This window comes from Prevotella sp. FD3004, assembly GCF_000746155.1.
Taxonomy (GTDB): Bacteria; Bacteroidota; Bacteroidia; order Bacteroidales; family Bacteroidaceae; genus Prevotella.
The window spans coordinates 193,633-208,743 of the sequence record NZ_JQKR01000012.1; the positions used below are offsets into that span (position 1 = coordinate 193,633).

General features: G+C 41.4%; 13 protein-coding genes. 2 read left to right on the forward strand and 11 right to left on the reverse strand.

Features of this window, described 5'->3' with window-relative positions:
- The 10 genes from T325_RS04300 to T325_RS04335 form a co-directional block, all read right to left on the reverse strand.
- The gene (locus tag T325_RS04300; protein WP_036910729.1) at window positions 1–1,239 is read right to left on the reverse strand and encodes a radical SAM peptide maturase; all 1,239 of its coding nucleotides are present in this window, start codon (window positions 1,237–1,239) and stop codon (window positions 1–3) included.
- A gap of 80 nt (window positions 1,240–1,319) precedes the next feature.
- On the reverse strand, window positions 1,320–1,541 hold the full coding sequence (locus T325_RS04305) for a TIGR04149 family rSAM-modified RiPP (RefSeq protein ID WP_036910870.1): 222 nt from the start codon (window positions 1,539–1,541) through the stop codon (window positions 1,320–1,322).
- A gap of 250 nt (window positions 1,542–1,791) precedes the next feature.
- Window positions 1,792–4,374 carry a carboxypeptidase-like regulatory domain-containing protein gene (locus T325_RS04310; RefSeq protein WP_197051314.1) on the reverse strand — a complete coding sequence of 861 codons (2,583 nt, stop codon included), beginning with the start codon at window positions 4,372–4,374 and terminating at the stop codon, window positions 1,792–1,794.
- 56 nt (window positions 4,375–4,430) lie between these two features.
- The gene (locus T325_RS04315) at window positions 4,431–5,204 is read right to left on the reverse strand and encodes a GLPGLI family protein (protein ID WP_036910872.1); all 774 of its coding nucleotides are present in this window, start codon (window positions 5,202–5,204) and stop codon (window positions 4,431–4,433) included.
- A gap of 638 nt (window positions 5,205–5,842) precedes the next feature.
- Window positions 5,843–7,006 (reverse strand): hypothetical protein, encoded by a 1,164-nt coding sequence (locus tag T325_RS04320; protein ID WP_156097634.1) that lies wholly within the window; start codon window positions 7,004–7,006, stop codon window positions 5,843–5,845.
- A gap of 354 nt (window positions 7,007–7,360) precedes the next feature.
- Window positions 7,361–8,698 (reverse strand): radical SAM/SPASM domain-containing protein, encoded by a 1,338-nt coding sequence (locus T325_RS04325; RefSeq protein ID WP_197051315.1) that lies wholly within the window; start codon window positions 8,696–8,698, stop codon window positions 7,361–7,363.
- Between the two features lie 61 nt (window positions 8,699–8,759).
- Window positions 8,760–8,933 carry a hypothetical protein gene (locus T325_RS12670; protein ID WP_156097635.1) on the reverse strand — a complete coding sequence of 58 codons (174 nt, stop codon included), beginning with the start codon at window positions 8,931–8,933 and terminating at the stop codon, window positions 8,760–8,762.
- Window positions 8,934–9,000: 67 nt separating this feature from the next.
- Window positions 9,001–10,263: a DUF6734 family protein gene (locus T325_RS04330; RefSeq protein ID WP_036910738.1), complete on the reverse strand. Its 1,263-nt coding sequence runs from the start codon at window positions 10,261–10,263 to the stop codon at window positions 9,001–9,003.
- Window positions 10,264–10,351: 88 nt separating this feature from the next.
- Window positions 10,352–10,546 (reverse strand): hypothetical protein, encoded by a 195-nt coding sequence (locus tag T325_RS12675; RefSeq protein WP_143058315.1) that lies wholly within the window; start codon window positions 10,544–10,546, stop codon window positions 10,352–10,354.
- 73 nt (window positions 10,547–10,619) lie between these two features.
- The gene (locus T325_RS04335) at window positions 10,620–12,230 is read right to left on the reverse strand and encodes a vitamin K epoxide reductase family protein (protein ID WP_177172020.1); all 1,611 of its coding nucleotides are present in this window, start codon (window positions 12,228–12,230) and stop codon (window positions 10,620–10,622) included.
- A 325-nt stretch (window positions 12,231–12,555) separates the two neighbouring features.
- On the opposite strand from T325_RS04335, the gene T325_RS04340 reads away from it, so the two are divergent.
- Entirely contained in the window at window positions 12,556–13,191 is a 636-nt protein-coding gene (locus T325_RS04340) for a lactate utilization protein (protein ID WP_036910740.1), read from the forward strand.
- A gap of 1 nt (window position 13,192) precedes the next feature.
- Here the strand turns inward: T325_RS04340 and T325_RS04345 are convergent, their stop codons facing one another.
- Window positions 13,193–14,203: a glycosyl hydrolase 53 family protein gene (locus tag T325_RS04345; protein WP_036910741.1), complete on the reverse strand. Its 1,011-nt coding sequence runs from the start codon at window positions 14,201–14,203 to the stop codon at window positions 13,193–13,195.
- A gap of 118 nt (window positions 14,204–14,321) precedes the next feature.
- Between T325_RS04345 and T325_RS04350 the strand changes: the two genes are divergently transcribed.
- Window positions 14,322–15,110: a Cof-type HAD-IIB family hydrolase gene (locus tag T325_RS04350; RefSeq protein ID WP_036910742.1), complete on the forward strand. Its 789-nt coding sequence runs from the start codon at window positions 14,322–14,324 to the stop codon at window positions 15,108–15,110.
- Window position 15,111: the final 1 nt, after the last annotated feature.

Here is a 15,111-nt window from a genome sequence, read left to right on the forward strand (position 1 = left end):
TTATACAATTTTTAATTTGTTCATAATATAAGAATATGCCTCCGGATATTTTCTCAAGAAGCTATATGCTGAATTTTGGTTGACTCTGGCCATCTGTTTGTTGACAAAGAAAGAGCACACGCTCTTCTCGTTCTCCAACTGACCGTTATAAAACATGCAACACAAGCATGAGAGATAATCGTGACACTTCTGGCAGACACGGTTCACCCTCTCATAATAGGCATTATACTTATCGGCAATCTCTTTGAAATCAAGCAATATCTGTCCATCCTCGATTCTGCCTAATGCATACTTATGACCAATACGTTCACAAGGCAGGATCTTCCCAGAGACGGTAATAAAGACTTTTTTCGCAAAAGGGAGACAGGTTCCCGTGGGCATCCTGTTGCTTTTCCCCCTTCCAAAAAGCAACTCGTTGTAGTCGTGGTAGGTATAAGGTGAGTGCGTCTGTATATATCGTGCAGATCTCATGTATTCTGGACTATCTTGGAAACATGTCGGCTTTGATTCCAAGGCAGCTTCTTCTTCCGAATCGACCTTACTCTTGTGCAGTTTTTCGAATAGTTCTCTTTCCTCTTCCTTTACACCCGCGATATTAATTTCTCCAATACTGGGCGTTTTCCCATAATTATCCATGAAGAAGTCGCGAATAGACTTTACGCTGTTGCAGTTGTTCAGCACAGCATTGAAACTGATGTTATCCCTGAAAAAGTCGGGATAGGTGTTACGGGCATAATCAATGGATTTCACAATATAGTCATAGGCAGGCTGTCCATTTGGGAATACCCGATAAGTATTACCGATACGGTCACCGTCAAGACTAATTAATATTCTGAAACCTTTTGAAACCAGATAATCAAGGTTCTGCGGCAATAACAACGCATTGGTTGTCATCGAGAAAACAATCTTTTTATAAGCGAGGAGCTCTTTTTCTATATATGCGACTACTTCCTTGATAAATGGCATATTCATCAGAGGCTCCCCTCCATAGAAACTGATATGGAGAATGTTTGCTTCTGCGCCCTGATAACCGCTGTCCCACAACAATTTTATATACTTGAGAAATGCGATTGCATTCTGAGTGTCAAGCATCCTATCGTAGCGCGCATCTCTATCAGAATAGAGCTTACCATAACCACAATATACACATGAAAGATTACATCTCTCGGTAATCTCAAAGGTTATCTGCGGCGTGTTGGCAAGATATTCCTTGATATTCTCTGGTATTATTTGCTTCATCCCCGTTATATCTAATGCTAATGGCATTGGCCATGGCAACACGTCCAACACCATTAGCGGTTAGGTTGTTGCGACAATAATCAGCCTTTGCGATGACCTACAACAATGATAGGATCCAAGTCTATATAAACATCCTGCTGACCAGTAGAATGCTTTCCACCTGCATTATTGGCCCAACCATTGTCATCTGTTGATGAAGGTCCGTGACAACCACAGCCGCAGACATTTCCACCTACGAGTTCTCTCATCTCTCTTGCTTCCAGAGCATTCTGTGAAAGCGAATTCATCTTTAATGATTTCATAATTAATAAAATGGTTAAATTAGTAATAACGGTTTGATTTTTTAATGCCAAACTTTCTGCACTTTGCAGATATAAACTCATTGCAATTGCGCTGCAAATTTAACCTGATAATATTTATAAACCAAGAAAAATGCGTCGCAAAAGCAAATCTGCGATTATATGGTTTTTTGATAGTTAATCTCCTGTTTTTTAACCCATTGCATTCTTGCAACACTATTGCGCAACGCATTTTGAGACGACAGACAAGCGCTTACGGATTAATAAACACACTCATTATCAATTCACGTCCACGAATGTGATTGACAGAGGTACTGCTGGTAAGGTCGCTGGTGATGACATATGAATAGGTGTCACGATTCAGCAGATTATTGAGCGAGAGAGTGAAATCAAGACGCTTTGATTTGTAACTGGCTTTGATGTCGGCCAGGAAGAAGTCTTTGTAATTACCACTGGTAATCTCGTTGCGGTAATACTCACCCCGAAGGTCAATGATGAACGGACTGACAGGAATAACGATGGAGAGATCTTGCTTCCAGCTGTCAATCTTTTGCATATAATCCATCGATTGGATTTTGGCTTTACCTTCGTCCGTCACAGCTCGACCAATTCCGAGCAAGCCCTGTTGGTTCTCGCTGCTCCGTCCGTTCATACGGTCCTGATTGAACGTGAAACCATAGCGCAGGTGCATGTCCTTCCATAATGAGAAGTCGAGACCTGTGCGGATGTTGAACATCTGACTATTGTAGGTAGTCATTATCCCGTTTTGGAGCATCGAGGCATCGTTATTGAGATACAAGGCTCGAAGATTGACAACACCATTCCAAAGGCTGATGCCTTTACTGGCTATCAGGTTGGCTTGCCAAGAGTCCGACTTACTTTCCTGCTCTACAGCAGAGAGGATGATATAATCGCCTACGAACAGGCGTGTCGGTGTATAAGGCGAGGTGCTGAAAGTACGCGATACGGTCAAGATGGTGTGCAGGGCTTTCAGTGCATCATTATAGTTGATGCCGCTACGGATAGCCTGCGTATGGCTGTGCTGATATCCCGCATAGCCTCGGTTGATATACTGGAAGTCCTGCAATATCAGTGAATGGTAGAAACGACTGGCATCCAAAGGCTCCACAGAGGCAGAACCTCCTAATAAAAGACGCAGGCGAGGTGTGACATACCACTTGACACTGAGGTCTGGCGAGATTTGAAACCCCTTGTGAGAGGGCTGGCCAAAGTCAGAGGTATATTCATAGAGGTATTCTGTTGTGGGGCTGAGTTCCACGCTGACATCGTGCGTCTTGTAAGTCAGATTCGGTTGTACGTATAACCGGATGAAAGAAAAACAGCTGTTATCCGCCAACAATCCGATAGTATCGGGAAGTCCTGTTAAGTCAGACTCTATGCGGTGCAAAGCTGCATTCACACCCGCTTTGAGCGAAAGGCTAAAACGTCCAAGTTTAACGCCACCCATAGCGTAGGTATCGGTGCCGTATCGTTGACTACTGACGTACTGATGAAGTGAATCTACGAACAATGACTGCGGACGGCTGATGATGCGGTTGTTGGAATAGAACGACACAAGGCGGTTGCCGTACTTGCGGATGATATACAGATTGTCCTTAATGTCGTATTCGGGCTTGCGAGCAAACTGGTTGTGGTTTGCACTTCCAATCTCGTTAAGCCACTGACGGCTCCAAGTAAAATCGCCCGACAACAAGTTTTTCAGATATTGATTGGTACTGTTACGCTCATACTTCATCAGCGCATAGAGTTCGTTATCCTTTTGTAGATAGCCCTTACGATTGTCGATGATGCGGTTTCCATAGGGAAGAAAATACTCCGTGCGCCTTTCACCCTCTGCCGTCTCGCGATTGTTATTATAGATTACCTGTATGTTCATCTGTGATGACTCACTAAACCGTTTCAGTGTGTTGAGCGTGACAGCATGGCTGCGATTGAACAGGGTACGGCTTTCGGCAAGATTGGGTGTCGTAGGCGGTGACAGCTGAATATAATCACCACTGCTTTCCGATTCGTCGAAATTAAAAAGACTCGTTGTTTCCTTGCTGATATCCAGTCCCATGTTATTGGTTTTGTAAGTGAGCATGGTCTGGAAATCAGACTTGAGGCGTAGGCCAAAGCCCTCGAATTTCCATAATCCAGTACGATGGCTGATACCGGCCCCACCATTGAATGATGTTACCCAATGGTTCTTGGCCCCCTCTTTCATGCGGATGTTCACTGCAGCCTCGTCGGTATAAGTAAAATCCTCAAGCACACGAATGGGCTGGTGATTTCTCATGACCTGCACAGAACCTATATCTACCTGCGGCAGAGTATTGGTAGCTACACCGTATTTGTCACCCAACATATCCAGCCCCTCAATATAGAACTTGCTGATGGGCTTACCCTCGTATTTGATTTGTCCGTTCTGCTTGTTCACCTCAAAGCCGGGAATGCGGGAGAGTACGTCGCCAATGTTGCGATCATTTTGATCGGCAAAAGTCGCCACATTGTATGTCAATGTGTCACCATGCTCACGCACCTTACTTGCCTTGACAGTCACTTCCTTCAGGGCTATTGCCTCTTCCTGCATCACTATTCGTAGTGATCTTTCGTCCGAAAGGTTGTGAATACGCTGTTTCCTGAAACCAAGCATCGAGACTTCAAGATAGCTTTCTGTTACCGCTTCGATGGAGAACATGCCTTTACTATCGGTCTTGCAGAATCCTATCATCTTATTTGTTGCATTGCTACGTACTTGAACGATGGCTCCCGTCAACGGATCATCGTTCCTGTCGGTGACCATTCCCGTTATCCGCATCTGCGCCGATGCCATGAGCGGAAGAAGGCTGTATAATATAATTATAAGGCAACGTCTCATTCCTATTTTGACTATTCCAATTCTATATATGGTTCTGCTGGTAAGACTTTATTCACCCGAGGTATGGTTCTTGGGCGATTCTTGTACTTTAGGAATTTCTCTCTTGTCATGTGATAGTATTTTTCATCACCCCAATTATAGAATGTTACGGGATTAATGCCATCCTTCTTAATATTTATAGCTGTGAGTCTGATAAAGTCACTATCGGCCGTAGCCTTGAGAATAAGACCAGGTAAGCCGCCAAGTTTCCAAGGACCAAGACTAACAGGAATTTCTTCAGTAAACCAAACATCCCAAACACGCCCTCTGAACTTTGTTGTGGCTTTATGGCATTCTAGTCCCAAGATTGTCATTACAGAATCCATATTGATAGTCCATTCTTGTTGAGGAATATCTTCCTCATAAGTATAATAGGCATCCGAATAACCGCTATAAAGAGCCAATTTCCCTGTTTTCACGTCTTGATAAAGCTTCTCTCTGCTAATTGTGCTGCCTTTTAGCTGTTCAGACTTGCCTGCCTCTTTACTCACAGACGCAAAAAACTCATTCAGAGCTATATCCATTGTTGTATCATCTGTATTCAACAAGCTGTCAGTTCTGTTTTGGTAATAGCTAAAAAACTGATTAGCCGTCTTTCCTGTCCTAAGAATATAAGAATCGCTACAATCCTTCTGCCATGAGTCATATCGTACTTCGAGTATAGCTGGCTCTATTACATGAGTCTCCTGCGCATTAACATTTAAAGTCAAACAAAGAGATAATATAAACAAGAAAGTATGTTTCATATTCATTGAGGTTCTAAATGTACGTCAACTACAAAAATAGTTGACGTACAAATCACAAATATTTTTTAATCCCAACAGTTCTTCTCCCAGAGCTCAGCCCATGCATCCCATTGTCTCGGGCCCCAGTTAGCACTCTCATCGCCATTGGCCATTTGTTCACTACAGAATTCAGCACTTTGAACCGATACTCTGCAAAAGTTTCTTTAACGCTTTTTTCCTGATCCATTAGCACACCTTTTTAATGATTTGTATGATATATGGTTGCGTTGCAAAAATAAGCAAATAATTCCTTTTAACCAAGAAATACTTGTTTCATCTTGTTTCACTGAAGCAAAATGAAACAAGAAGAAACATAAAACGGCTTTTTGAGACATATAATCAGACGTCGGTATGAAATAACTCTTCATAAAAAACAGATGAGAGCCTATGAACAAATCCGAAAGAATCTCATTAGTGAAAATAATCGGTATTTTTTCTGTTTTGCTATCACTTTACGCATAAATTGCTTAATACAAGACACTTATGAATGGTTGGCAGCAAGATAAAAGTGACAGCAAATTACGAATCTTTTAGTATTATCAGGTATTCAGTACCCTTATTGGAACGTTTTCGCATGATTTCGTTCCGATTGAAATCATTTATATTTTTCTAACCTTCCTATCAAGCATGTCTACGACATTTCCAGGCAACCGTCCTCTCATAAAAGAGATAAAAGAGTTATAGTCTATCTCCTTGCCTTTATTATCCAACATAAACTCGATGACGTTCATTGCCAAGGGCTCCATCCCAACCTGATCTGCAACCTCATACAGTAACTCTGGACCATATCCGTATATTAAACAAGCTGTATGAGTATCGTCAGACTCCAAATCATAGAGACTTATCTGAGGTCTTTCGTCCCATTTTGTTGTGTCCCTTTTTTCATTAAGATACTGAGCCAGCCACTCAATGAGGCTCTCGCTTACAAAATATCGTCCTTTTGTGTTAGGAGATACACGGTTATCAAATATAGAATGAAGTATCTCATGAACACAAGACTCATACTTCATATCCTTGTCAAGGATACAGAATCTGCCCAAAGAATGCCCAGCAAGCCAATTCCCTGAACGATATAATACACGCAGGATATCCAAATCGCCATTTACAGGTGCTATACTGCCCAGTTTATTCATTGCTCGTGTTACTGCATTCTTAAGAGTTGGTTTATCTCCTTTCATATTGTAAAAGGCCAAGCTCAGATTCCCAATTTTCATTGTATCGGGCTCAACATAGCTCTTGCTAACAAAGGCTATGTATATCCGGCTCTCTTCATTTCCAGAGGTTTTGATACTTTTTAAGGCATAAAAACTATCTGGTGCCTCCACGAGAATATCCTTAACAAACACATTAGTAGGGAATACAGACTCTTCTTCTGAACAATATGCATAGATCAGAGTCCTGTCATCCTTATTATTTTCTTTAATGGGATCAAAAAAGAAGAAAGTACCCATAACGTCATATTCTACCTTAACTCGTGCGACATTCCCTTTCATGACCGTGATGATTTGTTTATCCGAAAAAGGTGCAGAACCGCTTTCGTTCTTATATGTCGTTATGAACGTCTTCTCCTTGTTGTAATAGTCATAAGCTTTGATGTAAGAAGGGGCAAGCATTCCATTTCCTTCTACAGATGGTTCGCCGATTCTCACATTAGTAAAAAGCATAATTGTGTCAGATGACTGATGAGTGTCAAGGTCAAGCTCAACGTGCAAATTCATTATTGAATCGCTACCAAAGGATTGGGGCCTCAACGATACCACCATCTGATTACACTCCAGTTTTTGACCATACAATGAAGATGTCACTACTAACGACATCAACAGGTCCACCCAAAGGACTCTCATAAATTGTCTATGCATATACTTCATATTATTTTTTACGCTCAGGCTACAAAGATAAAGAGATTGTTCTTTTAAACAAAGAAAAAATCACTTTTCTTTTGCCAAACTATTTAAAAAGGAAATACCGCCATTCTAGCAAATCATCGATTTGCTGTCACCAGACATTTTGCTGTCACCACCCATAAACCGCACATATTTAGCGGTTTATGAATAAAGTGACAGCAAAACAGCAAGTGATGCAAAATAATATGTATATATACAACTCTCTTTTTTCCTTTATTTATGACACTGCTGCTGTTTTCTCGTTTTCAGATAGACATACACAGAAAGCAGAAAGTTCCACCGCATTTTCTGCATCTCACACTCGTCTGGCGAGAGAGACTCGTGCTGCCGTCCAATCAGAAGTTTCTCAGAATAGCACCCTCCTGAGCACAGATACTTGACCCAGCAATCGCAACAATTCTCAATCTCATGAACCGAGGTGGGACGATACGACCTCATCTTCTTCACGTCAATACCGTTACGGATATCACCGATGGCATACTTTTTGTCGTAGGCCAGATGTTCGCAACTGAAAATTTCTCCTGTATCAACAATCGAGAACATGTACTTTCCCGAAGAGCAGGCCCTCAGATGTGTCCTGTGCTTATCGAGTGTCTCAACCTGCTCCCTAATTGACATGCAGTGAACAGGCCGTCCGCTGTCTATGCGACAGATATAATAATCAATCAGGTCCTCATACTGTTTCTTAAACGATTCAAGACGTTCGTCATAAACACATGTTCTGTTAACGTTCCTCGACTTATAGGCAGGTACGGCAGAGAAAGGCATACCCAGATTCTCAAAGTAGTCGTAGACCTTCCACATGCATTCGCAGTCGCTTGGGATGGTCGCCCTCATCTGGAACTTCAGACCGGCATCCTTCACTTTCCGAATATTCTTCAGCACGAGGTCGTTGCTACGCTTCCCATTAGGGAACACGCGATGAGTCGTAAACTCCTCAGGACCGTCATAGCTGTAAAGAATGTCAATCTGGTGGTTTTTGAAGTATTCAATATTCTCGTCGGTGAACAGCGTTCCGTTGGTTGTCATACCATACCCCACATTCCTGTCTGCGTATTTCTCGGATATATAGTTAAGCACAGCGTCTATAGTGTCCATCCTGAGCATAGGCTCACCACCGAAGAAGTTGAACCGGCATTGCATGTCATTATTCGTGTGCGCCATAACGTAATCAATAATCTCGTGGCAGTTCTCTGGCGTGATGTCACCGAACCCGAAGTTTCCTTTGTTCTGCGCAAAGCAATAGGTACACCTCAGGTTACACTTGCCCGAAATCGGCAAAATCACATCCTGCATCGAATATGAATCATCGTCACCTTTTTCTTCATACCTTTGGCAGAAAACCGGGAAGACCTCCAACACCTCCTCTTCAAGGCTTTGGAACTCCTCATCATCAAAGAACTGGCCTTGCCCTGTCAGCTGTGCGAAGAACTGATCGACAACCGTATTCTCCTTCAGGTTCACCACCGTCATAGTTGGAATATGCAGGAGATAGCACTGGTGGTCTCTCTTCAGATAGTAGAAATCACATTTTGATAACACTTTCAACATCATCGTAAGCATTTAAGAGATTCGCCATTCTTTACTAAAATGGCGAATCCCATGAAAAATACTAAGGTCTCAGAATAACCGGATCGGGGAAATCTACCTTGTAGTTATAGTAACAACAGGCAAACTCCATGTGATTGCAGATGGGAAGAGACTTCTCAACATTAATTCCACCATTGACCTCATTCATCTCGCTCTCATTCAGAATAGCGAAATCTTCTTTCTTAATCTTTTTCATAATTTTAATGAGTTAATAATTTGGGTCTATTTTATGCGCAAGACCGCTAGCGCTTATTGGTTATCCGTTAAGTAATCGTTAGACATTTTGTAATATAAAGGCTTTCCATCATCAGGTAAAAGACTTTGGTAAATATCTGCTCATATGTCAGGTTGGGAAGATACGCTTCTCTGCATATTTCCCGGCATACTGCCTCCCCCGTATTTGCTTGTGAGAAAAGAGTCAAAAAGACGCACCATCCTGTTAGCCTATATTTTCCATAAGGTGAATTCATATAGTAGTCCTCACTCTCTTCCTCTATATGACAATTGGGGCTGAGTTTAAATTCAAAATCCGTCATAACCTCATGTATGTCCTTAGCCTTACCAATTCGTGAAAATATTTTGTAGAAATGATTGTATTCCTTCATTGACTTGATGTTTTCTTCATACTCCACCCCGTCTTTATCCAGATAGGATAATATCCGATCATAATACGAAGGGAACTCATACTTTAACCGATATTCTATCTGTTCACAAACATAATTATACCGTTTCAACTGTCCTAAGCAATGCGTATACTTACTTTCGTATTGAGCAGTTTCGATAGTACTGTATTTCACAATTTCGTCAAGGTCGTTACTTCCTATTAAATACGAAATCCTCTGATGGTGTTTCTCTGCAAGTTCTGTCAGCAAAAGCTGCTCATAGATAATATTGAACTTTCCTTTTATATCTCCTGAACACATGATCCCATCATACATATCATGAAACGCGCTCTGGGCCTCTTGACAGTATTGCTGGATAAAGTCTAGATTATTGCCGCCGAATATACCCATATTGGCAGCTGCTTTGCATTTACTTTCTCGAATAATCTGAGGAGCCGTCTTAAGATTATGCTTAATATACTCCATGGCAACCTCATAGTCTGTCAATGAAAAATTCTCAATCATCTCCAGACTTTGACATACGACATCTGCATTTACCACCCTATCAGGAAATTCCTGCCAAATAAATACATCATTATCTACATGTAAGAACGGTTCCTTTTGTACAGAATAGGTCATGATTTTCCCATACGCCCACAAAGATTCGTCAACGTTGGCCATATCATCAAGATTTGTGTGGAACTTATAATATGGGAGTTTCAAAATATCTCTGAAAAGCTTCACTCCAAAAGTATCCGTGTATAATTCAAGATGAGGATAGTATCGGGATATAGTAAGGCAACTATAAGCCATTGACAATAAGCAATAGCGATAGTTTATCCAACCGCCATGATACCTGTTCTGGCTCACATCGCTGTTTGCCTTAAAAAGCGGCTTGCTCCAAAAAGACTGTATTACATTCATAATGTATTAAAGAAAAAGTGTCTCATTGCAGTTCTGTCTACAAGAGACACTATGATAAAGTTTGCTTAGTAAGTTAATGATTTTACCATTAACACAGGCAGATCAGTCCAGTAAATGGCCAGTATCCGCATCTTCCGCTCTTACCATTCCATGTACATGGGCTACCCGGACCCTTACCAGCGCAAGGTGCGGCACCAGTACCTCCAACAACATGTTTCAACTGTTCGCGAGTCAGCGAATTGTCCATCATTCCCTCTAGGGAATTCATCTTAATCTTTTTCATTTCTTTTGTTTTTTTATTAATACTACAATTACTGGTATAAGCGTACTGCAGATTACTTACACCAAATTATTTATCACTCAAATAGAGATTCAAAATCATTATACGAATAGAAATCATCTGGTAGTTGATGATTGTTTATATAGAATGTCGGAGTATAATGTATCTCCAGCTCCTGAGTTCTCCGTTCCATCCACATGATCTTATCTTCTTGTGCGTCTATTGCTTTGTCATCTATTTCATACTTTTTCCGGAATTCTTCATATTTTTTTTCCTTTTGGCCATACCAGTCATGCAAAACCTTTATCATGTATTGATCGCCATATTTTTCCTTTAGAGCAAAGAACAATTTTATGGCATTCTTCTTTGCATCACGATCTATAGAAGACACGTTGAAGATAACTTGTAAAAAGACATCCTTCTTTTCCAAGAATTTTTCCATTTTAAGATGAGACTTGGAACAAGCGCTACAATACGGATCGCAGACCTTAAGTATTGTCACCGCAGCAGTTGGTTGGCCTATATTTATACTCATATCCTGAGGTACTTCTGCTATCAATGGGCTCTCTTCCAACAACGTCCGGAATACATTCTCATCATATCTAAGTTTATTGAAAGCAGGAAATAGCTCATTATACATTTTATTCTGTTTACATAGACTCAGATACATATTACTTCCCCATAGCATTATCAAATCAATGATGATAAAGGGAACAACGCTACTCATTATCTGATTTAAACGCAAACTCAAAAAACCACCAAGAATTGATATCACAAACAAATAGAGCAAAAGCGTCAGTACAGACAAGCACATTACACACCAATGCTTAGACACTATGACTTGATAATAAAGCGAATATATAATAAAGGGGAGGGCTAATACATTTATGCAAGCAGCCGCCTGATAATAGCTCAGATTATTACCAACACACGTTAAAGTGATTAACGTGCCTGCAAAATAAGCGAGTCCTATCGTAGTCCAATTTATACCATAAATGTTGTTTGCAGCCGATTTTAGGACAATCGAACAGTCCCACTTCTTCCCAACAGGGCATAGTTTCTCAATAAAAGATGAGTTATAATCATTTACTTCAGAATATAAAAGAACCGCACAAATGAGACTTCCAATCCCAAGTCCTACAGCATACAATCCGAAATAAATCGGTATTTCGAATGGCAATAATGACAAAAATACCGATACAAAAGCTATAACAAATACAAAAATCGGCATTGTTTCTATAAGCTTTTTTACAAAATACTCTTTCTTTTTATTCTTGTACTCTGGTTCTGCAATATAATCCTTAACCTCAACGAAGGTAACAATTCCACCATATATATTCTTGAATTCTCCGAAAGAGATGTTTTCTTTTCTATTATTTATTGGATTATACCATATAACACTTTCATTTGTTACCGAATCTATAATACTGAAATAAGGCTGTGAATGAACATATACCAATGCAATATATGATCCGTCCTGTTGTATTAAAGACTCTGCGTCTTTTATATTATATGAGGTCGTTGCTATGTTATAATTCTCCAAGACATCAGAAATTGCCATAAGGGAATCTGAGTAAGGATGCTCAGACAACTGCTTGCAAATTGTTTCCCTATTAATGGAAAGCGCGTTACGCTTTACGATTTGCCAACAAATGTCCAAGCTATTTGTCGATGTAAAATTGTACATATCCATTAGACGCAATATTTAAGTTTCTGAATTATTAACTCGCCATTTATAATTTATTACGATTGCGCTGCAAATTTAGGCGGATAATTTCTTTTTACCAAGAAAAGAATGTCGCAAAACAGGAACTAGGAGAATATACTGATTTCATAGTTAATATATTGAATTAAAGATAATTGCGTATACGCAACACGATTGCGCAACGCTTTTTGAGACATTCTATTTCTCCTATATGATAGTTTAAGCCATACATAGTAGGAGTTTACTCTTGCATATATCAAAGATAATGTGTACCTTTGCCAAAGATTAACTAAACAACATTGTATTTATGACTCCTAAAGAACTCAGAAACGAACGGTTGGCAGAGCGGATGATTAAGAATCTGAAACGTCGCAACATGGAGGCTTTCTACTGCAAAACCTCTAGTGAAGCTATTAATAAGGTGTTGGAACTGATACCTGATGGCAGTAGCATTACGTGGGGGGGCTCCATGACTATCCGCGATATGGGTCTACCAGACGCACTTCGACAGAAAGGTACATACGAAGTTTTAGACCGTGACCTGGTAGAAGGTAACGAAGAGAAAATACAGATGTACGTCAGAGCCTTCACGGCAGATGTTTATCTGTCGAGTGCGAACGCCATCTCTGAAGATGGTATAATCGTAAATATTGACGGAAATGGCAATCGTGTAGCGGCTATCACGTGGGGGCCAAAGAAGGTCATCTTTATCATAGGCCTGAACAAAGTAGCTCAGACTATAGAGGCTGCTCTGGCCAGGGCTCGAAGCACCGCATCGCCCATCAACGCTAGTCGCTTTGACATCAAAACTCCATGCCAAGTAGACGGCGTGTGCCATAACTGCAACTCGCCAGAAAGCATTTGTAACTACGTACACTTCCTGCGCAACTCACCACGAGGCAAGCACACGGTAATTCTAGTTGGAGAAGACTGGGGCTACTAAGTCACTGCTCAAAAGTTTCCTTAAAAGCTTCCATGATGGCGGTAGGACGATGATTGCGGAAGGCTCCCAAACGATAACGGCCTTCGGCCTCGGGAGCCCAATAGAAAATGCCCTTGCAATGGCCTTTGGTCTGGCTACGAGCCGCATCGATCATTCGCCTCATCCATCGTTTGCCATCTTCAGCACGATCGGCATCATAGCCTGTCTCTACTATCATCAGTGGGGTATGATAGGTTTCCCATAGCTGATTTATATTAGCGATGGCTTTTTCAAGCGTCTCGTCTTCGCTCGTTGTCAGCTTTGCGTCAATATCCCAATAAGGATAGATGCTCATGCCTATCATATCCCACTTAGCACCAAACTTCTTCAGTCCATCAAAGATGAATTGATAACGGTGAAGGTCGCAACCTGCATCGAGATGAATGATACAGGCCACTTCTGGAAATACGGACTTCACTGCATCATAACCTGCTTGTGTAAGACCTGCATATTGCTCCATATTCTCTGAGGCGCGCCCCATAGGCCAAAGAAAGCCATTGGTGGTCTCATTGCCTATCTGAACCCATTTCACATCAATGTCGTTATCTTTCAATAGTTGGAGGGTTTCACATGTGTGCTGAGCCAGGGCCTGTTTCATCTCTTCATAATCCATTTGCTCCCAGGCCTTAGGAATAAACTGTTTACCAGGATCTGCCCACGAGTCACTATAGTGAAAGTCAATCATAACAGCCATGCCTTGTTCCTTAGCACGGAGAGACAGGCGGAGCACATCCTCTTTGCTACTGAATCCCCCCATAGGATTCACCCAGACACGGAATCGGGCGGCATTCAACCCGCACTCCTTCATGATGGTGACATTGTCACGAGGCTCGCCTTGGGCATTATAAAGTTGTACATCATAAGCCTCCAAGCCTGATGTGCCACTAATATCAGCACCCAACCAAAAAGTATCGTCAGCAGAGACTGAGACAGTCATTGTCAGCATGACTAATGTTGATAACAGCTTCTTCATAAATTATTTGTTTTAGTTCTTTGGTTGCAAATATACGAAAAAATATGGTATCTCCATATATTATACTCCTTTTTCTGAAATAAAATGCTTACCTTTGCAGGCAAAATTACCAAAAGGCATGTCACCGCATTACGCACTCTTTTTCGATATAGACGGTACGCTCGTGAGTTTCAAGACACACGAGATACCACTCTCTACAATACAGGCCCTGACTCAAGCAAAGGCCAACGGCCACAAGGTTTTTATAGCTACAGGCCGCCCACCAATTATTATCACGAACCTTGGTGCCATTGAGCACTTAATAGATGGCTACGTGACCACCAACGGTGCTCTATGTTTTGTTGGCAACGAAATCGTAGTCTGTAACGCCATTCCTCAAGAAGAGGCCAAGCTGGCTGTAAACGACGCGAAAGAAAAGCAATACGGCATTATTGTAGTCGGAGAGAGAAACATTGCTGTTTTGGATCCCAAAGGTGATGTGGATTTCATCTTCAGACAGCAATTAGCTGTGAAGAACTTGAATGAGGCCATACCCGTGGAAGAGGTTCTTGAACAGCGCATCCTGCAACTTACACCTTTCTTCAACAAGGACTATGAAAAGGAACTGCTGGGACGTATTCCTGGCTGTATATCCGGACGTTGGCATCCTGCCTTCACCGATATCACCGCACAAGGAGCAGATAAAGGTCGAGGGTTGTTAGCAATGGCTGCCCATGAAGGGTTAGACCCTCAATATACCATGGCCTTTGGTGATGGAGGGAACGACACCACCATGATTAAAACTGCAGGTATTGGCGTTGCTATGGGAAACGCTATAGACGAGTTGAAAAAAGAAGCCGACTACATGACCACATCTGTAGACGAAGAAGGCATTTGGAATGCCCTACAACATTTCAAACTGATATAGA